The organism is Nocardia sp. KT25-26, from assembly GCF_056627695.1.
Genome location: NZ_CM152813.1, coordinates 2,051,177 through 2,075,968, shown reverse-complemented (window position 1 = coordinate 2,075,968; position 24,792 = coordinate 2,051,177). Strand labels below are relative to the sequence as shown.

General features: G+C 69.1%; 23 protein-coding genes. 7 read left to right on the top strand and 16 right to left on the bottom strand.

What is annotated here, in order from left to right:
- The first annotated feature begins 88 nt into the window (after positions 1-88).
- A complete protein-coding gene (locus AC1HFH_RS09420; RefSeq protein WP_480247048.1) occupies positions 89-1,576 on the top strand; it encodes an NAD-dependent succinate-semialdehyde dehydrogenase in 1,488 nt (495 codons plus the stop codon).
- Complete coding sequence (locus AC1HFH_RS09415; RefSeq protein WP_480247047.1) at positions 1,573-2,631, top strand: tartrate dehydrogenase; 1,059 nt, start codon at positions 1,573-1,575, stop codon at positions 2,629-2,631. The genes AC1HFH_RS09420 and AC1HFH_RS09415 overlap by 4 nt, the downstream gene beginning before the upstream one ends.
- A 393-nt stretch (positions 2,632-3,024) precedes the next feature.
- Here the strand turns inward: AC1HFH_RS09415 and AC1HFH_RS09410 are convergent, their stop codons facing one another.
- The 4 genes from AC1HFH_RS09410 to AC1HFH_RS09395 form a co-directional block, all read right to left on the bottom strand.
- Complete coding sequence (locus AC1HFH_RS09410; RefSeq protein ID WP_480247046.1) at positions 3,025-3,420, bottom strand: hypothetical protein; 396 nt, start codon at positions 3,418-3,420, stop codon at positions 3,025-3,027.
- Between the two features lie 387 nt (positions 3,421-3,807).
- Entirely contained in the window at positions 3,808-6,408 is a 2,601-nt protein-coding gene (locus AC1HFH_RS09405) for a hypothetical protein (RefSeq protein ID WP_480247045.1), read from the bottom strand.
- Between the two features lie 777 nt (positions 6,409-7,185).
- Positions 7,186-8,571, bottom strand: coding sequence for an amidase (locus AC1HFH_RS09400; protein ID WP_480247791.1), 1,386 nt, complete (start codon positions 8,569-8,571; stop codon positions 7,186-7,188).
- Positions 8,572-8,602: 31 nt separating this feature from the next.
- On the bottom strand, positions 8,603-9,568 hold the full coding sequence (locus AC1HFH_RS09395; protein ID WP_480247044.1) for a D-2-hydroxyacid dehydrogenase: 966 nt from the start codon (positions 9,566-9,568) through the stop codon (positions 8,603-8,605).
- A gap of 134 nt (positions 9,569-9,702) precedes the next feature.
- Here AC1HFH_RS09395 and AC1HFH_RS09390 point away from each other — a divergent pair, with 134 nt between their 5' ends.
- The 3 genes from AC1HFH_RS09390 to AC1HFH_RS09380 are packed head-to-tail and all read left to right on the top strand — an operon-like array spanning position 9,703 to position 11,860.
- Positions 9,703-10,443 (top strand): maleate cis-trans isomerase family protein, encoded by a 741-nt coding sequence (locus AC1HFH_RS09390; RefSeq protein WP_480247043.1) that lies wholly within the window; start codon positions 9,703-9,705, stop codon positions 10,441-10,443.
- Between the two features lie 27 nt (positions 10,444-10,470).
- A complete protein-coding gene (locus AC1HFH_RS09385; protein ID WP_480247042.1) occupies positions 10,471-11,202 on the top strand; it encodes a maleate cis-trans isomerase family protein in 732 nt (243 codons plus the stop codon).
- Complete coding sequence (locus tag AC1HFH_RS09380; RefSeq protein ID WP_480247041.1) at positions 11,189-11,860, top strand: GntR family transcriptional regulator; 672 nt, start codon at positions 11,189-11,191, stop codon at positions 11,858-11,860. Before AC1HFH_RS09385 ends, AC1HFH_RS09380 begins: the two co-directional genes overlap by 14 nt.
- Positions 11,861-11,866: 6 nt before the next feature.
- Here the strand turns inward: AC1HFH_RS09380 and AC1HFH_RS09375 are convergent, their stop codons facing one another.
- From AC1HFH_RS09375 to rimP, 12 genes are all read right to left on the bottom strand, one after another.
- Positions 11,867-12,145, bottom strand: coding sequence for an EF-hand domain-containing protein (locus AC1HFH_RS09375; RefSeq protein ID WP_480247040.1), 279 nt, complete (start codon positions 12,143-12,145; stop codon positions 11,867-11,869).
- Positions 12,146-12,262: 117 nt separating this feature from the next.
- The gene (truB, locus tag AC1HFH_RS09370; protein ID WP_480247039.1) at positions 12,263-13,252 is read right to left on the bottom strand and encodes a tRNA pseudouridine(55) synthase TruB; all 990 of its coding nucleotides are present in this window, start codon (positions 13,250-13,252) and stop codon (positions 12,263-12,265) included.
- On the bottom strand, positions 13,252-13,923 hold the full coding sequence (gene npt, locus AC1HFH_RS09365) for a 4'-phosphopantetheinyl transferase Npt (RefSeq protein ID WP_480247038.1): 672 nt from the start codon (positions 13,921-13,923) through the stop codon (positions 13,252-13,254). The genes truB and npt overlap by 1 nt, the downstream gene beginning before the upstream one ends.
- A 45-nt stretch (positions 13,924-13,968) precedes the next feature.
- The gene (locus tag AC1HFH_RS09360; protein ID WP_480247037.1) at positions 13,969-14,925 is read right to left on the bottom strand and encodes a metallophosphoesterase family protein; all 957 of its coding nucleotides are present in this window, start codon (positions 14,923-14,925) and stop codon (positions 13,969-13,971) included.
- Between the two features lie 60 nt (positions 14,926-14,985).
- Positions 14,986-16,323 (bottom strand): MATE family efflux transporter, encoded by a 1,338-nt coding sequence (locus AC1HFH_RS09355; protein ID WP_480247036.1) that lies wholly within the window; start codon positions 16,321-16,323, stop codon positions 14,986-14,988.
- A gap of 67 nt (positions 16,324-16,390) precedes the next feature.
- Positions 16,391-17,380, bottom strand: coding sequence for a DHH family phosphoesterase (locus tag AC1HFH_RS09350; RefSeq protein ID WP_480247035.1), 990 nt, complete (start codon positions 17,378-17,380; stop codon positions 16,391-16,393).
- A 6-nt stretch (positions 17,381-17,386) separates the two neighbouring features.
- Entirely contained in the window at positions 17,387-17,836 is a 450-nt protein-coding gene (rbfA, locus tag AC1HFH_RS09345) for a 30S ribosome-binding factor RbfA (protein WP_480247034.1), read from the bottom strand.
- A gap of 20 nt (positions 17,837-17,856) precedes the next feature.
- Positions 17,857-18,147, bottom strand: a complete 291-nt coding sequence (locus AC1HFH_RS09340) for a DUF503 domain-containing protein (protein ID WP_480247033.1) — start codon at positions 18,145-18,147, stop codon at positions 17,857-17,859.
- A gap of 88 nt (positions 18,148-18,235) precedes the next feature.
- Positions 18,236-21,139: a translation initiation factor IF-2 gene (gene infB / locus AC1HFH_RS09335; protein WP_480247032.1), complete on the bottom strand. Its 2,904-nt coding sequence runs from the start codon at positions 21,137-21,139 to the stop codon at positions 18,236-18,238.
- A gap of 109 nt (positions 21,140-21,248) precedes the next feature.
- Complete coding sequence (locus AC1HFH_RS09330; protein WP_480247790.1) at positions 21,249-21,500, bottom strand: YlxR family protein; 252 nt, start codon at positions 21,498-21,500, stop codon at positions 21,249-21,251.
- A gap of 101 nt (positions 21,501-21,601) precedes the next feature.
- Entirely contained in the window at positions 21,602-22,630 is a 1,029-nt protein-coding gene (gene nusA / locus AC1HFH_RS09325) for a transcription termination factor NusA (protein WP_480247031.1), read from the bottom strand.
- Entirely contained in the window at positions 22,627-23,259 is a 633-nt protein-coding gene (gene rimP / locus AC1HFH_RS09320; protein WP_480247030.1) for a ribosome maturation factor RimP, read from the bottom strand. The genes nusA and rimP overlap by 4 nt, the downstream gene beginning before the upstream one ends.
- A 213-nt stretch (positions 23,260-23,472) precedes the next feature.
- Between rimP and AC1HFH_RS09315 the strand changes: the two genes are divergently transcribed.
- Entirely contained in the window at positions 23,473-24,012 is a 540-nt protein-coding gene (locus AC1HFH_RS09315; protein WP_480247029.1) for a hypothetical protein, read from the top strand.
- A gap of 257 nt (positions 24,013-24,269) precedes the next feature.
- The gene (locus tag AC1HFH_RS09310) at positions 24,270-24,710 is read left to right on the top strand and encodes a DUF4439 domain-containing protein (RefSeq protein WP_480247028.1); all 441 of its coding nucleotides are present in this window, start codon (positions 24,270-24,272) and stop codon (positions 24,708-24,710) included.
- Positions 24,711-24,792 lie beyond the last annotated feature (82 nt).

Genomic DNA, 24,792 nt, shown 5'->3' with positions numbered 1-24,792 from the left:
ATTGTCGACAATATGCATAACATGGCGGTGCGGCGCGCGGCAATGTTTCGCCGCCGCATCCCGCAGCGACCACGAGGGGCTCGTCATCATGCTCACCGATTCAGCGCGCAGCAGCACCGACTCCGCCGTGCAGGCGGTGATCGATACCGTCCCCACCGGCCTGTTCATCGGTGGGCAGTGGCGATCGGCCGCCGGCGGCGCCACCTTCGCCGTCGAGGACCCGGCCACCGAACTACCCCTCTGCGAGGTGGCGAATGCGACCGCCGACGACGGCCTGGCCGCACTCGCGGCCGCCGCAGCGGCCCAGCGGGACTGGGCGGCCACCCCGGCCCGGCAGCGCAGCGACATCCTGGCCCGCGTGCACCGGGCCCTCCTCGAAGACGTCGACCGGCTGGCCCTGCTGATGACCGCCGAAATGGGGAAACCGCTGGCCGAGGCGCGCGGCGAGATCGCCTACGCCGCCGAGTTCTTCCGCTGGTTCGCCGAGGAAGCCGTCCGGATCGGCGGCGACTATCGCCCGGCGCCCGCCGGTGGGTCCCGGTTCGTGGTCACCGAACAGCCGGTCGGCCCGAGCCTGCTGATCACCCCGTGGAACTTCCCGATGGCGATGGGCACCCGCAAGATCGGCCCGGCCCTGGCCGCCGGCTGCACCTGCGTGGTGAAACCCGCCGCCCAGACGCCGCTGTCGATGCTGGCGCTGGTCGAACACCTGGACCGGGCGGGAGTTCCGCCGGGCGTGGTCAATATCGTCACCACCACCGACCCGGGCGGGGTGACCGCGCCGATGATCGCCGACCCGCGGTCCCGGAAGCTGTCGTTCACCGGATCCACCGCCGTCGGCAAGGTGCTCCTGGAACAGTGCGCCCGCACCGTCATGCGCACGTCGATGGAACTCGGCGGCAATGCGCCGTTCCTGGTGTTCGCCGACGCCGATCTCGACGCCGCGGTCGACGGCGCGGTGGCCGCCAAGATGCGCAATATCGGCCAGGCCTGCACCGCCGCCAACCGCTTCCTCGTGCAGCGCGAGATCGCCGGCGAATTCGCCGACCGGCTCACCGAGCGGCTCGCGGCCCTGCCGATGGGCCCCGGCACCGAACCCGATGTCGTGGTCGGCCCGCTGATCGACGACGCCGCCGTGGCGAAGGTGGACCGCCTGGTCACCGATGCCGTGCAGCGCGGCGCGACAGTCCGGCTCGGCGGCTCCCCGGTGTCCGGTACCGGCCACTTCTATCCGGCCACGGTGCTGACCGGCGTACCCGGCGACGCCGAGATGTGCCACACCGAGATCTTCGGCCCGGTCGCCGCGATCGGCACCTTCGACACCGAGGCGGAAGCGATCGCCCGCGCCGACGACACCCCCTACGGCCTGGTGTCCTACGTCTACACCGAGAACCTGCGGCGCGGCCTGCGCGTCTGCGAGGCCCTGGAAACCGGCATGGTCGGGCTCAACCAGGGTGTGGTGTCCAACCCCGCCGCACCGTTCGGTGGTGTGAAGGAATCCGGGCTCGGCCGGGAAGGCGGCCGCACCGGCATCGAGGAATTCCTGGAGACCAAGTACATCGGAGTGGCCCTGTGAACGAGCGGTACCGGATCGCGACGATCCCCGGTGACGGTATCGGCGTCGATGTCACCACCGAAGCGGTCCGCGTACTGGACGCGGCACTGCCCGGAGTCGCGTGGACCGAGTTCGACTGGTCGTGTGAGAACTATCTGCGCACCGGTGCCATGATGCCGCCGGACGGCCCCGACCGGCTCGCCGGTTTCGATGCGATCCTGCTCGGCGCCGTCGGCTTCCCCGGCGTCGCCGACCACATCTCGCTGTGGGGCCTGCTGATCCCGCTGCGCCGCGCCTTCGGGCAGTACGTGAACCTGCGGCCCGCCCGACTGCTGCCCGGGATCACCTCGCCGCTGCGGGAACGGTCCGCCGCCGACCTCGACATCCTGATCGTGCGGGAGAACTCCGAAGGCGAGTACTCCGAGATCGGCGGCATCCACAATCCGGGCCGCCCGGACGAATTCGTCCTGCAGGAGTCGGTATTCACCCGCCTCGGCTGCGAACGCATCATCCGCTACGCCTTCGACCGAGCCCGCGAACGCCGCGGCCGAGTATGCTCGGCCACCAAATCCAACGGCCTGATCCATTCGATGCCGTACTGGGACAAGGTGTTCGACGAGGTCGCCGCCGACTACCCGGATGTGCAGACCCGACAGATGCATGTCGATGCCCTCGCCGCCGAAATCGTCCTGCACCCCGACCGCCTCGACGTGATCGTCGGCTCCAACCTGTTCGGCGACATCCTCTCCGACCTGGCCGCCGCCGTCACCGGCGGCCTCGGCCTCGCCCCCTCCGGCAATATCGACCCCACCGGAACCCACCCCTCGATGTTCGAAGCCGTCCACGGCAGCGCCCCCGACATCGCCGGGCAGGGGATCGCCAACCCGATCGCCCAAATCCTCGCCGGCGCCATGATGCTGCACCATCTGGGTGAAACCGAGGCCGCGAGCCGGATCGAGACGGCGGTCGATGCCGTGCTCGCCGAAGGTGCGGTTCGCACTCCGGATCTCGGCGGCACCGCGACGACGGCGGACCTGGGCGGCGCCGTAGCCGAACGGGTTTCCGGTCACACCTGACGGTTCCCGATCAACACAAGGCCCACGAAACACGCCACCCCATCTCTCAGTTCCGCAACCGACCGGAATCTACGGTGCAGACTCGAACATCCCTGTACACGATATTATCTGCGGGATCCAGGACCCTGGACCTCGTGGTGATTGTGACAGGCCGATTCCATGTCCTGAGCAGTCGGCCGCCACCCTCTGCAATGGACAGGTCCATCCTCACCTCGAATCCTTGCTCTCTCCATTCGGGCCACCCTTGCGTGACAGCCTCCGTGGCCGCTTCCCCGGAAACTTCACTATTCCAATAGCGCATATGTTCTCTCGGATTCTATACGAGGAAGCCCGGTTCGGAGCATGCCGACCGAGCCTCTGATTTGTCTTCAGTTGTCGCCGATTCCAGTTCGGTCAGACTGGGCGAAGTTCTTCGATTGACTTTTCCAATTCAGCGGGCCGAACCTGCCACCGATCGGAGTCGTCGAACTCGAAGTCGAACTCGACTGCCATCGAAGTTCGTTCGACCTGAATTCTGCATGCCAGCCACCGGGGCTCGCCACCGGCCGCCATCACACTTTGCAGAGCAGCGATAGCCTCGATCAATTTCGGGTTCTCTGGTATTTCAGCTCGCCAACCTCCGTCTTCTAGATAGGCGTATCCGAAGACGGATGTCGAAATGTCGATTCGACACACGAGGGTCAGAGAATCCCAACTGGTGTCCCTATAGCTATCATCGAGGATAATCATATCCCTGATGATGGAGTGGAGTTCACTGGCATTTTCATAGCCAGAAGAGGGTGCTTGCATTCCCGCGCCTTTCTCTATTCATCCTGCACGCAACTAACTACTGGAATACTCGATTAAATCTTCGATTGCTCGCCGAAACCAGCTCCAAAAACTGTCATAGCTTTCACGAGATTCCCAGCCAGGGCTGGCGAAATCGTGAATAACTACAACACCCTGCTTCCCCAGTTCCCAGCATGCAACGTCATCATTATCAATACGCTGTGCAAATGGCACCAGTGTGCGATCCGGATACCTCTCAGATATGCCGACGTAGTTTAATTCCAACAATTCTCCGCCGATAATCTCCCATGGTTCCAGGTCTATTAGACCAAGTTCCACAGTGTGTAGAAATTCTCGAGGATACTCGAAGCCTTCCGGTAGGACTGATTTATCTAGCAGCTGAAGCAATTAGTCGCCTTTCCATCCAATGATGTCAGAACCGTTCGGGTGCAGCCTCCTGTATGCGCCACCCTGTGTAGCAATTCTATTTTCCAGTGCTTCTCCCCATGTTTTGGGCAATCTCCCCTTGTTTGGACCGCGTTTGGATCGGAACCGCTTTGCGATTGCAGGTGGTATGTGGTCGTCGTACGTGTGGAGCCGCGCCAGGATGGGAGTGTCGGTGTACCTTGCCGCCAGTAGTCTAGTGTTGTCAATCGATGTAAGCGCACCATCAGCCGCTATGACCACATCTATAGGATCTCCTATCCAGCCGCTTTCTCTCATGCTGTCAATTATCTCGGCTGCCTCGGTTACCGAATTCTGACTATAGCGCACGGAGTGTGGATCGAACTCGCGCGGCCTGCCATTTCCGGCATGCGCCGTGGGACGACGTCCCGGTGGGCCGATATCGGATCCACTCGAGGTTCGACCTGTGCTCCCGCCGCCAGGGGCTATTGTGTCTCTAGGGTGCCGCCTGGCCGGTGCGGGTGGACTCCCTGCGTTGTTCTGTAGGCTGGATCGGGTATTTGGTCTGTGCCCCCCGGCTGATACGAGTGCGTCTGTCCTGCTTTCGAGGAAGACGAAGTGTTCGATCTCTGCGACGAGGTCATGGGCGGCGTGGCCAATTGCGGTTTCGTTGGTGAGGATGTGGTTGATGGGCAGCCCGGTGCCGGGGTGCTGATAGATCTGCTGTGGAATTCCTTTCTGGGATGCCGGGAGCTGGTTTCCGGTGGGGCGTCCTGTAGCCGGGCGGGAAACTCCTGGGATGGAGACGTGGGGTGCGGGTAGCGTGTTCGGTGCGACGCGAGGGTCGGGGCCTGGTAGTCGTGGCGGCCGTGCACCGGTGGTTGGTCGACTCGGGGTGGCGGACTGGGTGGGGGTGGTCGATGGGTGGTTGGCGGCGGCGCGGGTGATCCTGTTCTCGATGTAGTGGGTGGTGTTGTCGACGGCTTCTTGTGCGGTGGAGCTGTTACGTAGGCTTCTCCAGAGGTCGGGTGCGGTTCTGGCGATCTTGTCGAGAAGTCCGGACTTGGTGATGGCGGTCGCGCCGGGTATCGCGGTGAGTCCGAGGTCTGCTGCGGCCAGCGCGATGCCCACGGTCGAGTGGTCGCCTTCGCCGTGTGCGGCTTCCCAGAGGGTGATGGCTGCCCCGACCGGAGTGAGGTCGAGAATCAGGCCGGGGGTGTCGTTGCGGAAGTCGTTGAAGGTGTATTTGTCGGGGTTCTGTGCTGTGGCCTCCTCATGGCGCAGCCGGAGTTCGGATTTCAGTGATCCGGGGTGCGGGATGCGCGGCGGGGGTGCGGCGGGGGAATCGAGGTAGGTTTCGTGTTCGTCACGCCACTGGACGAACTCGGCGATTGCTTCACCGCGCCAAGGGATTCCTGCTTGCCGTAGCAGTCTGATGGCGTTGATCTGCCGTGCTCGGAACTCGTCTTCGTAGGCCGATTCGAGGTCGTCGCGCCTGGTGTCACCGTTGTAGAGGTCGGTCGCGTACGTCAGGGCGTTGCGTTGTTCCTCCACGGTGAACAGGTGCGCGTCGAGCCGCGCGAGTGCCTGCTCGTAAGCAGCTTGTTGCGCGGCTTCTCGCCGTGGGTCGGGTGGCCCGAACTGGCCGGGTGCCAGCGAGGACGGCCCGGCGTTGATGGTGGCGAGGTCCGCTTCGAGATGCTGGTTCGTGTAGATCTCGTCGGTGAGAAAGATGTCCTGGGGGTCGGTGATCACGTCCGGCACCGACGACTGCGTTGCCGTCACCTCGGCTTCGGCTGTCATCGTGTTCTCCGCCGGTTGCTCGTTCCCGTTGCCCGGGTTCTCCGAGTCGGCAGGGCCACCGGTTCCGGTGTCGGTGAGCAGTACGTGCATCGGTGCCGGGATCTGGGCCGGGTAGTGAGTCACCGCCTGCGGGAGTGTGTCGTAGACGGCGGGGTCGAGGTCGAACAGCTGTGGTAGCGGGCTCGTCGTGGCCGGTGGGGCGGTTTCCTCGGTATCGGGGTCCGGGATGTCGGCTGTTCCGGAGGTTCCCGGTGCCGGGTTCGGTGCCGGTGTGTGGGTGGGGGCCTCGGTTGGGGTCCGGTCGCCGGGGGTCGTGGCGCCGGGTCCGGCGGGGGTGGTGCCGGGCGGGGCGGGTTGATCGGTTTCGGTGTTGCGTTCGGCCCGTTTGTCGGTTCCTCGACCTTGGTGTCGTCCCGGTGTCGAGGTGTCCGGTAGGGGTGGTGGGGTCGGTGCGGGTGCGGTCGGGGCGACCGAGTCGTCGTTGGGTTCGTCGCCGCGGTCGTGCTGCCAGGTGCCGGGGCCGCCGTGGATCGGGTCGGCTTCGGGTGGTTCGTCGAGGTCGCGGACGGTGGCGTACCAGTTCGGGTCCAGTGCCAGGACTTCCGCGATCGCGGCGTCCTGCTGGTCGAACGGCAGGGTGTCCTGGATCCGCCAGATGCGTTCCAGGATCCCCGCAGAGGTTTCGCCGGTCTGGTTCCAGAACGTGTATTCCCGTCGCGGGCGGTACAGCAGCGGACTGAAGTCCAGGTTCGCCGTCCACTCCGAGACCTTCCGCATTTCCTCCATGAAGTCGTCGTTCATTTCGGGAAACTCCTTGAACAGCACGAAACCCGCGACGTCCGGACTCCGTTGCGGGAGTCGGGACCTCGCGGGTTTCGTGCGGGGTGTTGTGTCAGCGGTCGAACACGGGCGACCGCAGCATCGATCTGTCGAACAAGGGCCGAACAGAGTGGCCCTCGAGGTCATTTCCGGTGAGCCGGCATCAGCTACCCCCTCCGTGTCGGCATGCAGGGACGACGAATCCCCGAGCCTCGAGGCTCGGGGATTCGTTATCGGACAGTGGAACTCACTGCCTCAAATGTCATGCCGGAACAGGGGCCCTGGCCAGGTTTCCACTGGGAGCCGGGGTCCGGATCGGGGCAAACTGCCACCACCGGGCACATCTACCGGATGCGGGCAGAGAACTCCCCCGCTGACGTCATACTCGCACTCCACACGCGAGATGTCAACGGAGGCAGCAGAAATCGAAAGACAACGCAGGTAGAAGGGTTGACGATCGTCGGGTCGATACAGTCGCAGCGGGGGTCTACCGGTAGCACGTAAGCCGGCGGAAGAAGACCGGAGAGGACCGAACGACTGCTCGAACGGCCACACTCCGCCAGTCAGCAACTATCCGGCACACGACATGAGCACACGACCTCGTGGGATCACGAGACGACCACACCGATCTTCTCGATCGCAGGCGCGGAGCCACCGACCACGAAACACGACGGGACCGGCCGGCGACACCCGACGAGTGACATCCAGCCCTGGGGCCAATAGGGGCCTGGTCCCATTCCACAGGCGCCGAGGCGACTACTACTCGGCCAGCACCTGTTCCGCATACCGCGCCACCGCCAAGACCAGATCGTCGGAGTGGCGCGGACCGATGATCTGCAGCCCGACCGGGAGTCCGGCCGAGGTGGTGCCGGCGGGCAGGGATATCGCGGGTTGCTGGGTGAGGTTGAACGGATAAGTGAACGGGGTCCACTGTGGCCAGCTGGTCAGTCCGCTGTCCGGGGGCACGTCGTGGCCGGCGGGGAAGGCGGGGATCGGCATGGTGGGGGTGATCAGCACATCGTAGGCGCGGTGGAAGGCGCCCATGGTGATGCCGAGTTCGGCGGCGACTTCGCGGGCGACGAGGAAGTCCACGGCGCCGACGGTGTCGCCGCGGTCCCAGACCTCGCCGAGGCCGGGGTCGACTCGGCCGCGGGTGCCGGGCGGGAACTTCCGCAGCATCGCGGCGGCACCGGCGGCCCACAGCAGTTCGAAGGGTTCCAGGGGGTCCTCGAAGCCCGGGTCGGCGGGGTTGACCTCGAGCCCGGCGGCGGCGAGCCGGTCGACGGCGGCGGCGACCACGGCGGCCACCTCCGGATCGACGTCCACATAGCCGAGATTCGGTGACCAGGCCGCCCGGATGCCGCGGACGTCGCGCTGCATCTGGCCGCGGAAGGTGGCCATCGGCGGGGCGAGCGCGCTCGGGTCCCGGTGGTCGGGCAGCGACAGGATGTCCATCAGCAGCGCGGCGTCCTCCACCGTCCGGGCGAGCGGGCCGGCGTGCGCCAGCGGGCCGAACGGGCTGGCGGGGAACAGCGGGATGCGGCCGTGCGTCGGTTTGAATCCGACCACCCCGCAGAACGATGCCGGGATCCGGACGCTTCCGCCGCCGTCGGTGCCGACCGATACCGGGCCCATCCCGGCGGCCACCGCCGCGGCGCTGCCGCCCGACGATCCGCCCGCGGTCAGCGCCGGGTCGACCGGATTGCGGGTGATCCCGGTGAGCGGGCTGTCGGTGGTGGCCTTCCAGGCGATCTCGGGAGTGGTGGTCTTACCGACCAGCACCATGCCGTCCTCGCGCATCCGAGCGGTCACCGGGCTGTCCAGCAGCCACGGCCCGGCCGGGTCGACGGAGGTGGAACCGCGCCGGGTGGGCCAGCCTTCGGTCCAGAACACGTCTTTGATCGAGGCGGGCACCCCGTCGAGGAGGCCGCGGGCGTGTCCGGACTGCCAGCGCGCCTCGGATTCCTTGGCCTGCACCAGCGCCCGTTCCGGGTCGACGACGCAGTAGGCGTTGACCTCGGTGTCCCGGGCCGCGATCGCCGCCAGGGTGGCCTCGGTGGCCTCGACCGGGGAGAGCACCCCGGCGGCATAGGCCGTCACGAGTTCCACGGCCGTCATCGCCACCGGATCGGTGGGGCGGTCGATATCGGGGTAGCTCATCTGTGACGACCCTCCTTCAGCCGGGCACGTACCCCAGCGTCTTGTCGACGACATCGACCAGCGGACGACCATCCATCCACCGGTCGAAGTTCTCGGCGAATACGTTGACGAGCTCGGTGCGCCAGCCGAAGAAGTCACCGGAATTATGTGGTGTGAGGTGCACATTCGGCATATCCCAGAGCGGGTGCTCCGGCGGGAGCGGTTCCGGGTCCACCACATCCAGCGCGGCGCCGGCCAGGGTGCCGGCGGCGAGCGCGGTGACGAGGTCGTCGGTAACCACGAGTTCCCCGCGGCCGACGTTGACAAACCTGGCGTGCGGCTTCATCGCCGCGAACGCGCGGGCGTCGAACATCCCGCGGGTCTCCGGGGTGAGCGGGGCGATCGCCACGACGTAGTCCGCGGTAGGCAGTTCGGCGGCCAGATCGGTGCCGACCGTGCCGAAATCCGGGTCCTCGGTGCGGGCCCGGCGCCCCAGGCCGCGCACCCGCATTCCGGCCGCGGACAGCAGCCGCGCGATGGCGCGGCCGATGCCGCCGGTGCCGACGACGAGGACCTCCGCGCCGGCGATCCGCTCGGACTCCCGATGCTGCCAGCGATGCTGCTGCTGCAACCGCAGCGAGCCGGACAGGTCCTTGGCGAAGGTGAGGATCTGGCCGAGGACGTATTCGGCGATGGCCCGGTCGAAGACGCCGCGGGTGTTGGTGACCACGACATCGGAGGCCAGCAGCTCCGGGAACATCACCGCATCCACCCCGGTGGAGCCCATATGCAGCCAGCGCAGCCGGTCGGCCGCGGGCCACGCGCCGGGTACCGCGGCGGTGGTGAAATCATGGACGTACAGCACGTCGGCGCCCGGCAATGCCGCGGCAAGACCTGCTGAATCGGTGTATCGCACGGACGCTCGGGCCTCGACCCGGGCCATGACATCCGGGTCGGGCACGCTCTCGCCGTGCACCACAGTGACGACCGGACCCATTTTCACATTGACACGGTACGATCACATCGTATGATTGTCAACAATCCGAAAGGAGCGGGCGTCATGGTGACCGGCACGTTCGGCGTCATGGTGAACGAGACGTTCGGAGGTCTTTCCGGCTGAGCGCGAGAGGGGCCGCAGTGGACACTGCTTCTGCCGACTTCGAAGGCCCCGTCGCGCAACGCGGTATCGGGATCATCGCCCCGTTCGACCTCGCGCTCGAACGGGAACTCTGGCGCTGGGCTCCCCTGGAGGTGAGCCTGCACCTGGCGCGCACCCCGTACGAACCGGTGCCGGTATCGATCCAGATGGCCGAGCTGGTCTCCAATCCGGCCCATCTCACCGCCGCTACCCGGGACGTATTGCACGTGGAGCCGGAAGTGGTTGCCTACCTGTGTAATTCCGGTAGTTTCATTCACGGCCTGGAATACGAGCGCAAGCTGCGCGAGATCATCTGCCGCGCCGGCGCACCGCATGCGGTCACCACCTCCGGAGCGCTGGTGGAGGCGGTGGAGCATCTGGACATCTCCCGGATGTCGGTGATCACACCGTATGACGAGGTGCTCACCGGGAAGCTGCACGACTTCCTGGCCGAAGCGCACTGCACGGTGGTCCGGTCCGACCATCTCGGCCTGGGCGGTGGCATCTGGAAGGTCAGCTACCGCACGGTGGCCGAACGGATCGTCGCCGCGGACGATCCCGCGGCCGAAGCCATCTTCGTCAGCTGCACCAATCTGCCCACCTACGACATCATCGAACCGCTGGAGAAAACCCTCGGAAAGCCCGTTCTCACCGCGAATCAGCTGACCATGTGGGCCTGCCTCGGCCGGATGAAACTGCCGATGATGGGGCCCGGACGCTGGCTGCTCGACGTCTTCTGACCCCGCCGAACCGACGAAAGGATCACCATGCCGGCACCGACCGCCGGGTTCATCTACCCGGACCATGCCGCCGAGGACGACTACCCGCGCGCCGCGGCCGCTCTGGGTGTCCGCCTGCCGGTCGCGCACATCTACGGCACCGACCTGCACGCCGTTCCCGAACTCCTCGATCTGGGCAGTCCGGAGAAGCTGCGGCGGGGCGCGGAACTGCTGGCACCGGAACACCCGGATGCCGTCGTCTGGGCGTGCACCTCGGGCAGTTTCGTCTACGGGCCCGACGGTGCCCGCGAGCAGGTCCGGGCGCTCGCCGCGGCGGCCGAGGTACCGGCATCCAGCACCAGCTTCGCCTTCGTCGAGGCCGCCCGGCAGCTCGGCATCGAGACCGTCGCCGTCCTGGCCAGCTATCCCGACGATGTGGCGAAGCTGTTCGTCGAGTTCCTCGCCGACGCCGGGATCGAGGTGGTGCACCTGTCCAGCGCCGGCATCGACACGGCCGCCGAGGTCGGCACGCTGACCGAGGAACAGGTACTGGCGCTGGCCGTCGCGAACGACCACGACGACGCGCAGGCACTGCTGATTCCCGACACCGCCATGCACACCCTCGCCGTCCTCCCCCGCCTGGAGCAGGAGCTGGGCAAGCCGGTCCTCACCGCCAACCAGGTCACCATCTGGGAGGGGTTGCGGCTGTGCGGCGGCCCGACCACCGGTGCCGGACTGGGCGCCTTGTTCAGAGAGAGGTCCGGAAATGACCGACGTTGAATTCGAACCGGTCAACCGGCGTTCCACCGCGGAACTTATCGCCGACCGGCTGCGCGACGCCGTGATGCGCGGCGCCCTCGCCCCCGGCGCGCAGCTCGGCGAGATGGAGCTGGCCACGCAGTTCGGCGTGTCCCGGGGTCCGGTGCGGGAGGCGATGCAGCGGCTGGTCTCGGAAGGGCTGCTGGTGAGCATCCGCAATCGCGGGATCTTCGTCATCGACCTCGCCCTCGACGACCTGATCGACATCTACCGGGCCCGGGCGGCCTTGGAGCGGGGTGCGCTGGCCCTGATCCTCGACGACCGGCGCGAGATCGCCTACCGCGCCCTGGAACCGAGCGTCACGGCGATGGTCGAGCACGCCGCACGGGGCGACGCCGACGCGGTGACCGAGGCCGATCAGGATTTCCATACCGCGCTCGTCGAGAGCGCCGGGAGTTCGCGGCTGGTGCGGGCGGCACGCACCCTGCTGATCGAAACCAGGATGTGTCTGGGCGCCCTGCAGACCACCTATCCGGATCTGGCCGAGCAGGCCCGGGAGCACATCGAGCTACGCGAGGCGATCGCCACCGCACCCGCAGCGCATGCGGAGAAGCTGCTCACCGACCATATGGCCGATGCCGTGCGACGGTTGCAGCACCGCTATGCCGACGAAGCCTGAGCGGCGTCACCGGCCCATCGAGTCGAGCAGCACGGCGAACTCCTCCGGCGACAGGTAGCCGTCCCGGTCCCGGTCGGCCGCCGCCAGCAGTGCGGCCGCGGGCACATCGATCCCGCCGCCCCCGACATGCCGGATCATGGTCGCCAGCTCCGCCACCGAGATCCGCCCCGCCCCGTTGACATCGAACACCGGGAAGACCGGCTCGGGGCCGACCGGCGGTTCCACCCCGGCGGCGCCGGTCGCCGCCATCAGCTGCTCGATCGATGTCTGCCCCATCGATGCCATTGCCGACCACCTCGCTTCCGGCCGCCCTCGGCCCACCCCTTCACACACGTCTCCCCCACTGTACGGATCCGACCTGCCGCATCGCGACCTGAGCCGGTGTCGGTCCCGCCACCGGAGTCAGTCGTCGAAGCCCGGCGGCCGCACCACCATGACGGAGGCGGCGCGGCGCCCGCTCTCCTGAAGTAGCGCAATGGCCCGGCCGTCCGGGTCCACGGCCGCGTAGACCCCGGTGCGGCCGACCGGGTCGAGCCAGCGGCCGTTGCGCAGATCGTCGGCCTGGGCCGCGGAGATCTCCCGCTCCGGGAAGGCGGTTCGCACCGCCTCGTCGATGGTGAGGCTCAGCAGCGGCCGGTCCGCCTCGGCGGCCTCGGACAGCTCGTCGAGGGTGCGCGCGTGTTCCAGCGTGAACGGACCCACCCGGGTGCGCCGCAATGCCGTCAAATGCCCACCGACACCCAGCGCGGCGCCCAGATCCCGGGCCAATGCCCGGATATAGGTGCCGGAAGAGCATTCGACGACGACGTCGAGGTCGACGAACCGCTCCGTGCCCTCGGTCGAACCGGCCCGGTCGGCACCGCCGGTCGAACCGGCCCGATCGACACCGATGTCCCGGCGGGCCAGCACCTCGAACCGCGAAACCGTCACCGGCCGGGCGGCCAGGTCGACCTCGGCACCGGCGCGGGCCCGGGCGTAGGCGCGTTCACCGTTGACCTTGATCGCACTCACGGTGGCGGGGACCTGCTGGATGTCGCCGGTCAGGTCGGCGACGGCCGCGCCGATCGCGGCATCGGTCACCCCGACGGCCGGAGTGGTCGAGGTGACCTCACCCTCCGCGTCGTCGGTGACCGTGGTCCGGCCCAGCCGGATGGTGGCGGTGTAGGCCTTGGTGGTCAGGGTGAGCAGGCCCAGCAGTTTGGTGGCTCGTTCGACGCCGAGCACCAGCACGCCGGTCGCCATCGGGTCCAGGGTGCCCGCATGCCCGACCTTCCGGGTCTGCAGCAGCCGGCGGCCGCGGGCCACCACATCGTGGCTGGTCCAGCCGCCGTCCTTGTCGACGATCACCAACCCGCCGAGCGGACCCACCGGTGATACTCGCTTGCCCGCCATCAGACGTGCGCGATCGCGGTCAGGATCAGCTCGTCGCCGATCGTCCAGCGGCCGTCGAAGGAGGTCAGCGGGGCACCGCCGTCCCCGGTCTGTCCCGGGACCAGCAGTTCGCTGTGGAAGGTGCCGGAGGCGGTGGTCCCGGTCCGGTCGGTGATCTCGAAGGTGATGTGGGCGTCCTCGAAGCCGAGCCACCGGCCGGTCAGCGGGAACCAGGCCTTGTAGGTGGCTTCCTTGGCGCAGAACAGCAGCCGGTCCAGGTGCAGGCCGGCGGCCGGGGCACCGGCGAGCCAGTCCCGTTCGGCGACCAGGCTGACCGAGTCCAGCACGCCCTCGGGTAGCGGTCCGTGCGGTTCCGCGTCGATCCCGACCGAGCGGAACCGCAGGGCATGCCCCAAGGCGGCGGCGCGATACCCATCGCAGTGGGTGAGGCTGCCGACCACACCGCGCGGCCACACCGGCGCACCCCGTTCGCCCTTGCCGATCGCCACCGGCGGCTCACCCAGCTGCTGCAGCGCCAGCCGGGCACAGTGCCGGGCGCCGATGAAGTCGCGCCGCCGCTTCTCGACCGACTTCGCGATCAGGTGCTCCTCGGCCGGGTGCGGCTTCAGATCCTCCGGATACTCCAGCAGCTCGGCCGCGGCGATCCCGGCCGGCAGGATGTCGTTGATCACGGGTCGATTCTCTCGTATCGGTCTCGGCGGCGGCCAATCGCCGGTTCAGACCCCGCGGCGCTGCGCCGCCTTCCTCCGCATCTCCGCGGCGGCGGCCGCCATCTCCGGGGTCACCCGGAAATGACCGCCCCATTCGTTGAGGGTGCCGGGCGGGTACTCCGGGGCGGGCAGGATCTGGCGCAGCAGCCGGTCCGGCAGGCCACGGCGCTGCCATTCCCGCGGATAGCCGAGCGAGACCTCCTCGAAGCGGACTCCGTCGTAGTGGGTGGTGCGGGGAATGTGCAGATGGCCGTACACCGAGCACACCACGTTGTAGCGGGTGTGCCAGTCGGCGGTCTTCTCGGTACCGCACCACAGTGCGAACTCGGGGTAGAACAGCACATCCGTGGGCTGCCGGACCAGTGGGAAGTGGTTGATCAGAACCACCGGGGTGTCCTCCGGCAGCGCGTCCAGGCGGCGCCGGGTGACCTGCAGGCGCGCATCGCACCAGGCGTCGCGGGTGAGGTAGGGGTCGGGCGAGAGCAGGAATTCGTCGGTGGCGACCACATTGCGTTCCCGGGCCACGGCCAGCCCCTCGGCCTTGGTCGAGGTGCCTTCCGGCAGCCACGAATAGTCGTAGAGCAGGAACATCGGCGCGAGGGTCACCCGGCCGCCGTGTTGTTCCGCACCGGGGCCGGTCCACACCGGAAAGGGGTCCTCGGGAGTCACGACATCCAGATCCCGGCAGATCGACACCAGGTAGTCGTACCGCGCGGCGCCGCGCATCTGGACCGGATCCTTCGCGGTGGTCCACAGTTCGTGGTTGCCGGGGACCCAGATCACCTTGGCGAACCGGCGGCGCAGCAGGTCCAGCGCCCAGCGCACATCGTCGGAACGTTCGGCGACATCACCGGCGACGATCAGCCAGTCCTCGGGGGAATCCGGCTGGATCCGCTCCACCACGGGCCGGTTGCCCTGATGTCCGACGTGCACATCGCTGACCGCCATCAACTTCGGGTTCACCACACCCACATTGGCATATCGCCGGCCGTGCCGCCGCACCCGCACCGCCGGGCGGGTATCTCATACCGCGGTGCGCGGGATCTCGGTGCCGGTCCGCGCCCATCGGCCCGACCGGGCGCGCAGCCCGACGGCGAGCAGGCGACCGAGCATGAACAGCACCAGCCCGGTCCAGATCCCCGCCACACCACGGTCGAAGGCCAGCGACAACCAGATGGCCGGCAGGAAGCCGAGCAGCGCCGCGGCCAGGGTCGTGGTGCGCAGGTAGGCGGCATCCCCGGCGCCCAGCAGCACCCCGTCCAGGCCGAAGACCACGCCCGCGACCGGGATCATCGCCACGAAGAACCACCAGATCACCCGGGCCCGGTCCAGTACCTCGGGATCGTCGGTGAACAATGCCGGGATCACGCCGGCGCCGAGCGCGAACACCGCCGCGAGGCCGAGCGCGAAGATCGCCGACCATTTGGTCACCCGGGCCGCCAGGCCACGGGCACCCCGGGCATCACCGGCGCCGAGGGCCGCGCCCACCAGGGTCTGCGCGGCGATCGCCAGCGAGTCCAGTACCAGGGCGAGGAAGTTCCACAGCTGCAGCACCAGCTGGTGCGCGGCCACCGAAGCAGCGCCGAACCGGGCCGCGACCGCCGCCGCCGAGACGAAGCAGAGCTGGAACGACAGGCTGCGCACGATCAGGTCCCGGCCCAGTACCAGCTGGGCCCGCATCACTGCCGGCTGCGGCCGCAGCGGCACCCGCGCCCGGACCAGCGCGGCCACGAACAGCGCCCCGGTCACCGACTGACCCACCAGGTTGGCGACCGCCGACCCGGCCAGCTCCAGCCGGGGTGCGCCCAGCCAGCCGTACACCAGCACCGGGCACAGCACGGCCGACAGTCCGAGTCCGGCGACCACGTAGGTCAGCGGGCGACGCACGTCCTGGATACCGCGCAACCAGCCGTTACCGGCCATCGAGAGCAGGATCAGCGGCACCCCGAACAGCGCGATCCGGACCCAGCCGAGCGCTTCCCGGGCGATCTGCCCGTCACCGGCGAGGGCGTGGCACAACGGCCCGGCGAACGCCTGGGTGACGCCGAGAATCAGCAGCCCGACCCCGAGCGCCACCCAGGAGGCCTGCACCCCCTCGGCCACTGCGCCGCGCTCGTCACCGGCGCCGTGCCGCCGGGCCGCCCGGGCGGTGGTGCCGTAGGACAGGAAGGTGAGCTGCGCGGACACCGTCGTCAGCAGCACGCCGCCGACGGCCAGGCCGGCCAGGGCGAGCGCGCCGAGCCGGCCCACCACGGCGAGATCGAACAGCAGATACAACGGTTCGGCGATCAGGACACCGAGGGTCGGCACCGCGATGCCGAGGATCCGGCGCGGGCCCGCCTCGAGCTCCACCGTCGCCACCGCACCTCCTGTACCGCCGTCGTCCCGCCGATCCTGGCATACGGCACCGACACCGCCGCGCGGCGGCTCAGTCCAGCGCCACCAGCAGCGCGGCGGCGACCTCGTCGGGAGTACCGGAGATGGTGTAGCCGGCGGCGAAACGATGGCCACCGCCACCGAATCCGGCCGCCACGGCCGCCACGTCGACACCGTCGGCCGCACCGGGTGCGGAATCCCGGGAGCGCAGCGACACGGTCCAGCGGCCGGGGCGGTTCCGGCATTCCTTGAACACCGCGGCGATCCCGGCCTCTTTCGTCGTCCGGACCACATCGACGATGCTCTCCACCTCCTCCGGGCCCACCTCGGCGGAATCGGCGCTGCGGACCAGCGCATAGACCAGGCCCACGCCGCCCGCGCCCGGCACCAGCCGTGCGGTGCGCAGGACCGTGGCCAGCATCGGCAGCCAGGCGAACGGATGGGTGTCCAGCAGGACCCGGGTGATCTCCGGGCCGTCGATACCGGTGGCCAGCAGGCGTTCGGCCAGCGCATGGCAGCCGGGCCGGGACCAGCGGAACGAGCCGGTGTCGGTGACCAGGCCGGCGAACAGGCAGTGCGCGATCCCGGCATCGATCGGCTCGCCCCAGGCGTCGAGCAGCCGGGTGATCAGCACCGTCGTCGAGGCCGCCGACTCGTCCACCAGATCGATCGTGCCGAAGCCGCCGTTGGCGCGATGGTGATCGATCACCAGGGTGGTCGCGGCGCCGGGCAGCCGGTCGGCCAGGCCGCCCAGCCGCCCGGCGCTACCGCAGTCGACCGCCACCAGCAGGTCGGTCTCCCGCGCCAGCCGGTCCGGCGGGACCAGGTGGTGCTGTCCGGGCAGGCTGCGCAGCGGCACCGGCAGCTCGGCCGGATCGGCGAACGAGACCTGTACCGGCACGCCCCGGCGGTCCAGCACCTGCGCCAGCGCCAGCCCGCTGCCGATGGTGTCGGCGTCGGGCTGCACATGGCAGACGATGCTGACCGACCGGGCCCGCGCCAGCGCGGCCACCGCGGCGCCGAGGCGGTCGTCCGGAAGCATGGTGATCTACTGCTCGGTTTCCTCGTCGCGATCGGACTTGTACGGATCCGACTCCCCGGCGTGGGTGGCACCGGACGCGACCTTGGCCACCTCGTCGTCGGACGCCCGGGCCCGGGCGAGCAACTCCTCCATCTGCCGGGCCGCATCCGGCACCGTGTCCAGGACGAACGACAGCGTCGGGGTGAACTTCACCCCGGTGCCGGCGCCCACCTTCGACCGCAGCACTCCCCTGGCCTTGGCCAGCCCGGCGGCCGCGGCCTCGTAGTCCGGTTCGGTATCCAGGGTTTCCCCCATCACCGTGTAGTACACCGTGGCTTCGCGCAGATCGCCGGTCACCTTCGCATCGGTGACGGTGACGAACCGCAGCCGCGGATCCTTGATCTCGTGTTCGATCGCGGTGGCCACGATCGAGGAGATCCGTTTGGCGAGCCGGCGGGCCCTGGCCTGATCCACCATGGTCAACCCTCCTTCGGCATTCAGTCTTCGGGTCCGAAGATGCGGCGGCGTACTGCCAGCAACTCTAACTCCGGACGAGCGGCCACGTGCCGCTCACAACGATCCAGCACCTCGGTGAGATGCCCCATATCACCGCTCACCACGGCCACGCCGACCGAGGAACGACGATGCAGATCCTGATCGCCCGCCTCCGCAGCGGACACACCGAAGCGCTGGAGTTCGGCGATCACCGGCCGGATCGCGGACCGCTTCTGTTTGAGGGAGCGGACATCACCGAGCAGCAGATCGAACTCGAGGGCACCGACGTACATCTGGGAACTCTTTTCCGCACACAGTGAGCACGCCGGACCCGCGGTGCGGGCCTGGCGTGCTCAGCGGTGCTCGTTTTTCGGCCGACTGTCAGTCGCGCGGCTTCTCGCGCAGCTCGTAGGCCTCGATGATGTCGCCTTCCTTGATATCGCTGTAGGTGACGGTCATACCGCACTCGAAGCCTTCGCGGACCTCGGTGACATCGTCCTTCTCCCGCTTCAGCGAGGAGATCGTCATGTTCTCCGAGATCACCACGTTGTCGCGGAGCAGCCGGGCCTTGGCGTTGCGCTTGACCGTGCCCGACAGGACCATACAACCCGCGATGTTGCCGACCTTGGAGGAGCGGAACATCTGCCGGATCTCGGCGCGGCCCAGGTCGACCTCTTCGTAGATCGGCTTGAGCATGCCCTTGAGGGCCTTCTCGATCTCGTCGATGGCCTGGTAGATCACCGAGTAGTAGCGGATGTCGACGCCCTCGCGGTTGGCCAGCTCGGTCGCCTTGCCCTCGGCCCGGACGTTGAACCCGATGATGATCGCGTTCGACGCCGACGCCAGGTTGACGTTGGTCTCGGTGACGCCGCCGACACCGCGGTCGATGACCCGCAGCCGCACCTCGTCGTCGATCTCGATCCCGAGCAGGGCCTCTTCGAGGGCCTCGACGGTACCGGAGTTGTCGCCCTTGAGGATCAGGTTGAGCTCCGAGGTCTCCTTCAGCGCGGCATCCAGATCTTCCAGGCTGATCCGCTTGCGGCTGCGCGCCGCCAGGGCGTTGCGCTTGCGGGCATTACGCCGGTCGGCGATCTGGCGAGCGATCCGGTCCTCGTCGACGACGAGCAGGTTGTCACCGGCGCCGGGCACCGAGGTGAAGCCGACGACCTGCACCGGCCGCGAGGGCAGCGCCTCGGTGACGTCCTCACCGTGCTCGTCGACCATCCGCCGGACCCGGCCGTAGGCGTCGCCCGCCACGATCGAGTCACCGACCCGCAGCGTGCCGCGCTGGATGAGCACGGTCGCCACGGGACCACGGCCGCGGTCCAGGTGCGCCTCGATGGCGACACCCTGGGCGTCCATGTCCGGGTTGGCGCGCAGGTCCAGGGCCGCATCGGCGGTCAGCAGCACCGCTTCGAGCAGCTTGTCGATGTTGAGCCCCGGCTTGGCGGCCACGTCGACGAACATGGTCTCGCCGCCGTATTCCTCGGCGACCAGGCCGTACTCGGTGAGCTGCTGGCGCACCTTCTGCGGGTTGGCGCCTTCCTTGTCGATCTTGTTGACCGCGACCACGATCGGCACCTCGGCCGCCTGGGCGTGGTTGATCGCCTCGATCGTCTGCGGCATCACGCCGTCGTCGGCCGCGACCACCAGGATGGCGATATCGGTGGCCTTCGCACCGCGGGCACGCATGGCGGTGAACGCCTCGTGACCCGGGGTGTCGATGAAGGTGATCAGCCGGTCCTCGCCGTCCAGGTCGGTGAGGACCTGGTAGGCGCCGATGTGCTGGGTGATGCCACCGGCCTCGCCCTCGGCGACGTCGGACTTGCGGATCACGTCCAGCAGCTTCGTCTTACCGTGGTCGACGTGACCCATGACGGTCACCACCGGCGGCCGCGCCTGCAGATCGGAATCGTCGCCCTCGTCCTCGCCGTAGGTGAGGTCGAAGCTCTCCAGCAGCTCGCGATCCTCGTCCTCCGGGCTGACGACCTGCACGACGTAGTTCATCTCGCTGCCGAGCAGCTCGAGCGTCTCATCGTTCACCGACTGGGTCGCGGTGACCATTTCGCCGAGGTTGAACAGCGCCTGGACCAGCGAGGCCGGGTTGGCGTTGATCTTGTCGGCGAAGTCCGAGAGGGACGCGCCGCGGGCGAGCCGGATGGTCTCGCCGTTACCGCGTGGCAGCCGCACACCGCCGACGGCGGGCGCCTGCATGTTCTCGTACTCGGCGCGCTTCGCCCGCTTCGACTTGCGGCCACGACGCGGGGCGCCACCGGGACGGCCGAAGGCGCCGGCGGCACCGCCGCGGCCACCGGGACCGCCGGGACGACCGCCGCCACCGGGACGACCGCGGAAGCCGCCGCCCGCGGGTGCGCCGCCACCGCCACCGCGGTAACCGCCACCACCGGCACCGGGGCGGCCACCGCCGCCACCGGGACGGCCCGGTCGGCCGCCGGCCTGGTTCGGCCGGGAGGAGCGAGCGGGCATGGCGCCGGGGCTGGGCCGCGGCGGCATCGAGTTCGGGCTCGGCCGGGGACCGCCGGGACGGGCGGTGCCGCCGCCCTGCGCGGCGGCCGGACGCGGACCGCCCTGGGCGGGACCGGGGCGGGGACCACCCTGGGCCGGACCCGGACGCGGACCACCCTGGGCGGGACCGGGACGGGGACCGCCCTGGGCGCCGGGGCGCGGACCGGGGCGGGCGCCGCCCTGGGCCGGACCGGGGCGCGGACCGGACTGCGGCCGCGGCCGGTCACGATCCGGGGCGGAGGTGAACGGGTTGTTGCCGACGCGCGGCGGCTTGGGACCGGGCTTGGGCCCCGGACGCGGACCACCCTGCGCGGGCTGGCCGGGCCGCGGTGCGCTCTGGCCGGGCTTCGCCGCGGGCCGTTCCTGGCCGGGCTTCGCCGCCGGTGCCGAGGCAGCCGGCTGCGCCGGGCCGGGCTTCGCCGCGGGACCCGGCTTGGCCGCCGCCGGGCCCGGCTTCGCGGGGGCGGGACGCGGGGCGGACTGTTCCTTCGGCGCTGCGGCGGTGGCCGGGCCGGGCTTGGGGCCCGGGCGCGGGCCGGCCGGGGTGGGCTTCGCGGCGGGACGGGCCGCCGACTTGTCGCCGTTCGCGGGCGCGGATTTCGCCGCGAAGGATTCGCGCAGCCGGCGCGCGACGGGGGCTTCCACCGTCGACGACGCAGACTTCACGAACTCGCCTTGCTCCTTGAGCGTTGCGAGTAGTTGCTTGCTCGTGACACCGAGTTCTTTCGCCAACTCGTGCACGCGGGCCTTGCCTGCCACTGCTCTCCTCACTGAGAGGCCGAGCAGCGCCGGCGTTCCGGGGAACGACGGCCCGCACGACCTCGGGTTATCTCCGATGGACGTTCATCGTCGGGGCTTCACGGTGTGCTCATGAGTGCTCGTGCCTGTTCTCGAGGTACTGCTCCAGGGCTGAGATATCCAGATGTCCGGACACTCGTAGGGCTCTGCCGAATGCTCGGCGCCGCTCTGCAGTGCGCATACAGACCGAAACGGGGTGCACCCAGGCACCCCGTCCGGGAAGTCTGCGCAGCGGATCGGGCAGGATTGCAGAACCCTGGGCCACGATACGCAACAGATCGGCGGCCGGCGCACGCTCTCGACATCCGAGACAAGTCCGTATGGGGCCGTCCCGAAAGCGTCGCGCGTGCCGAACCTCTCCCCACTCTACCGGTGACCCGCCCGATTCGCCGAACCCCTCCCCCCCGGAAGTTGTCGAGATGTTCAACTCCGCTGGGCCTCGGTCCGCATTCCGCCGTCCGCGCCGGGTGCCGCATCGCTGCGGATATCGATCCGCCAGCCGGTCAGCCGCGCAGCCAGCCGGGCATTCTGCCCCTCTTTGCCGATGGCCAGGGAGAGCTGGAAGTCCGGCACGATCACCCGGGCGGCATGCGCATCCGGGTCCACGATGGTGACCGAGACCACTTTGGACGGCGACAGGGCGTTACCGACGAAGGTCGCCGGATCCTCGGCGTAGTCGATGATATCGATCTTCTCGCCGGCCAGCTCGCTCATCACATTGCGGACCCGCTGGCCCATCGGGCCGATGCAGGCACCCTTGGCGTTGACCCCCGGCACCGTCGAACGCACCGCGATCTTGGACCGGTGCCCGGCCTCCCGGGCCACGGCCACGATCTCCACCGAACCGTCCGCGATCTCGGGTACCTCGAGGGCGAACAACCGGCGAACCAGGTTCGGGTGCGTCCGCGACAACGTGATCTGCGGGCCGCGGGCCCCGCGGGAGACACCGACTACGTAACACTTGATCCGGTCGCCGTGCTCGTAGGTCTCGCCCGGCACCTGCTCGGCGGGGGGTAGCAGCCCCTCGGCGCCGGTGGCATCGCTGCCGATCCGCACCACGACGGTTCCGCGCGCGTTCGCCCGGGCGTCCCGCTGCACGACACCGCCGACGATATCGCCCTCGTGCGTGGAGAACTCACCGAACGATTTCTCGTTCTCCGCGTCCCGCAGCCGCTGCAGCACCACCTGCCGGGCGGTGGTCGCCGCGATCCGGCCGAAGCCCTCGGGGGTGTCGTCCCATTCGGAGATCACGTTGCCGTCCGCGTCGGTCTCGCGCGCCAGCACCCGGACCACACCGGTCTTCTGATTGATATCGATCCGCGCGTCGGGCTGATGTCCGTCGGTGTGCTTGTAGGCCGTGAGCAGCGCCGACTCGATCGCCGAGATCACGGTCTCGATCGAGATCCCCTTGTCGGCGACGATCGCGCGCAGGGCTTCGATTTCGATGTTCATTCCACGACCCCTTCGGTCTGCGCCTCTGACGCGGTATCGGACTGTGCGGACTTGCCCTCGGTCCCGGGCTGTGGACGTCCGGAGGCCACGCCACCGGCGAGTTCGAGTTCGGTATCACCGGGTGCGGAGAACTCCACCTGGACCACGGCGGAATCGATATCGGCGAGCGGTACGTGCACCCGGTGCGGCCGGGCCCGCCCGCCCAGCACCAGCGCGACCGTGCCGTCGGTGCCGAGGGCACCGACCCGGGCGTCGAACGCGGACCGCCCGTTGCGCTCGGGTGAATCGGCTCCGGACCGCAGCCGGATGCGGACCTTGCGTCCCTGCGCCCGGCGCCAATGCCGTTCGGCGGTCAGCGGCCGGTCGATGCCCGGGGTGGTCACTTCCAGGAGGTACGGCCGCTCGCCGAATTCACCGGTCTCGTCGAGCAGCTCCGACAGGTCGTTGCTCAGCTCGGCGAGCTCGTCGAGGTCCGAACCGGCGTCGCTGTCCACGGTCACGGTCAGCCGAGCTCCGGCGTCCGGGTTGCGACCGGCGGACGTGATCGCCACGCCCTCGAGGTCGAATCCCCGGCGGGCTACGAGCTCGGCGACGAGCCGGCTCACCCCTTCCTCGGTCGGCATCGGCATGTGGGCAGCTCCTGGTTCAGTTGTGACGCGGTCTCGAATGCGGCGCGGGTCGGAATTTTCTACGCCGAGGGTCTAGCGTAACGCGCCCCGAGAGTGTAATGGACCGGCGACCGCCCGCTGCGCAGCGGGCGGTCACAACGGGAGTGTCGGCACTCGGACCACCGCCGACACCACCGGAGTGGAACGCCGGTGCCGCCGTGCGGATCTGGCACGATGGGCGACGTGCCTGTGCCCCGCCGAACCTTTTTCGCACTCACCGGCAGCGCGGCCGCGCTTGCGGTGGCCACCACTGCCGGTTGCGCCGACGACACCGTCCACGACCCGGATCCGCTGGCCGTTCCGGAGCTGCGGGCCCGTGCCGACGCCGAGGCCGCAACCGCGGCGATCGCCACCGCGCCCGCTTACAGCCAGGCACTCACCACCATCGCCACCGAACGCCGCGCCCACGCCGATGCGCTGCGCGCCGAGATCGAGCGCGTCATCGGTGTCTACGGCGACGGGACGACCCCGGAGCACCGCACCCGGGCCCCGGCCGTGCCCCCGGATGCCGGCGGCCCGGCTGCGCCCGGCGACGCGGCCCCGACCTCGGTTGCCACTCCGGCCCCGACCGGGCTCGCCGACATACGGGACCGCCTGACCGAGTCGCAACGCACCGCGGCCGAGCTGGCTGCGGGCCAGAGCGGCTATCGAGCCGGGCTGCTCGCCTCGATAGCCGCCGCGTGCGCCGCTGAGGTGGAGGTCTTGCTCGCCTGATCCGAGCATCGCCGCGCCCATGCCCTGTCCCCCACACGCCGCTGCGCACGCACCGCACGGCGCGCAGCACACCGCACGGCACCCACCACGACGCGAACCCCGCCAGCACCACACACGACAGCAACACCACGACCCACAGCTCCGCCGGCACCACCCACGACAGCAGAACCACGACCACAGATCCGCCGGCGGCACACCGGACACCGCGAGCACGGTGCGCAGCAGACACACCACCAGGACCGAGGGAGGCCTACTCGATGACCGATTCGGAACAGCAGGCACTGCAGGATGCGCTGGCTGCCGAGTATGCCGCCGTATACGCCTACGGCGTGGTCGCCGCGTATGCGAATCCGGAGCGCGACCGGATGGTTGCGGAGTTCGCCGCCGCGCACCGGGCCCGGCGGGACGCCCTGATCGACGCACTGACCGCAGCCGGCGCGCAGGTACCGGCCCCGGATGCCGCCTACGTACCGCCGATCGAGGTCACCGACCAGATCCCGGCGGCGGAGCTGGCCGTGCTCGCGGAACAGGACACCGCCGTCGCCTGGCGGGCCGCAGCCGAACAGGCCACCACGAGGCAGACCCGCGCCGACGCGACCGAGGCGCTCACCGCCGCTGCCGTCCGCACGGCCACCTGGCAGCAGCTCCTGGGCGCGACTCCGGCCACCGTCGCCTTCCCGGGGACTCCGGCGAGTTGAGGATCGACCTCCGGGGTACCTATTCGTAAACCGCTGTCCGGGATTCGGTTGCGCTATGCGTTGACGTCCATCCTGTTCCGGT

What these genes read in the sequence shown, in the direction of transcription:
- truB (WP_480247039.1), bottom strand. Translation starts at nt 13,252, where the DNA reads ATGGCGGGCAAGCGAGTATCACCGGTGGGTCCGCTCGGCGGGTTGGTG.
- AC1HFH_RS09405 (WP_480247045.1), bottom strand. Translation starts at nt 6,408, where the DNA reads ATGAACGACGACTTCATGGAGGAAATGCGGAAGGTCTCGGAGTGGACG.
- AC1HFH_RS09375 (WP_480247040.1), bottom strand. Translation starts at nt 12,145, where the DNA reads ATGGCATCGATGGGGCAGACATCGATCGAGCAGCTGATGGCGGCGACC.
- rbfA (WP_480247034.1), bottom strand. Translation starts at nt 17,836, where the DNA reads ATGGTGGATCAGGCCAGGGCCCGCCGGCTCGCCAAACGGATCTCCTCG.
- rimP (WP_480247030.1), bottom strand. Translation starts at nt 23,259, where the DNA reads ATGCCGATGCCGACCGAGGAAGGGGTGAGCCGGCTCGTCGCCGAGCTC.
- AC1HFH_RS09380 (WP_480247041.1), top strand. Translation starts at nt 11,189, where the DNA reads ATGACCGACGTTGAATTCGAACCGGTCAACCGGCGTTCCACCGCGGAA.
- AC1HFH_RS09410 (WP_480247046.1), bottom strand. Translation starts at nt 3,420, where the DNA reads ATGCAAGCACCCTCTTCTGGCTATGAAAATGCCAGTGAACTCCACTCC.
- AC1HFH_RS09340 (WP_480247033.1), bottom strand. Translation starts at nt 18,147, where the DNA reads ATGTACGTCGGTGCCCTCGAGTTCGATCTGCTGCTCGGTGATGTCCGC.
- nusA (WP_480247031.1), bottom strand. Translation starts at nt 22,630, where the DNA reads ATGAACATCGAAATCGAAGCCCTGCGCGCGATCGTCGCCGACAAGGGG.
- AC1HFH_RS09315 (WP_480247029.1), top strand. Translation starts at nt 23,473, where the DNA reads ATGGGCGACGTGCCTGTGCCCCGCCGAACCTTTTTCGCACTCACCGGC.
- AC1HFH_RS09310 (WP_480247028.1), top strand. Translation starts at nt 24,270, where the DNA reads ATGACCGATTCGGAACAGCAGGCACTGCAGGATGCGCTGGCTGCCGAG.
- AC1HFH_RS09420 (WP_480247048.1), top strand. Translation starts at nt 89, where the DNA reads ATGCTCACCGATTCAGCGCGCAGCAGCACCGACTCCGCCGTGCAGGCG.
- AC1HFH_RS09385 (WP_480247042.1), top strand. Translation starts at nt 10,471, where the DNA reads ATGCCGGCACCGACCGCCGGGTTCATCTACCCGGACCATGCCGCCGAG.
- AC1HFH_RS09350 (WP_480247035.1), bottom strand. Translation starts at nt 17,380, where the DNA reads ATGCTTCCGGACGACCGCCTCGGCGCCGCGGTGGCCGCGCTGGCGCGG.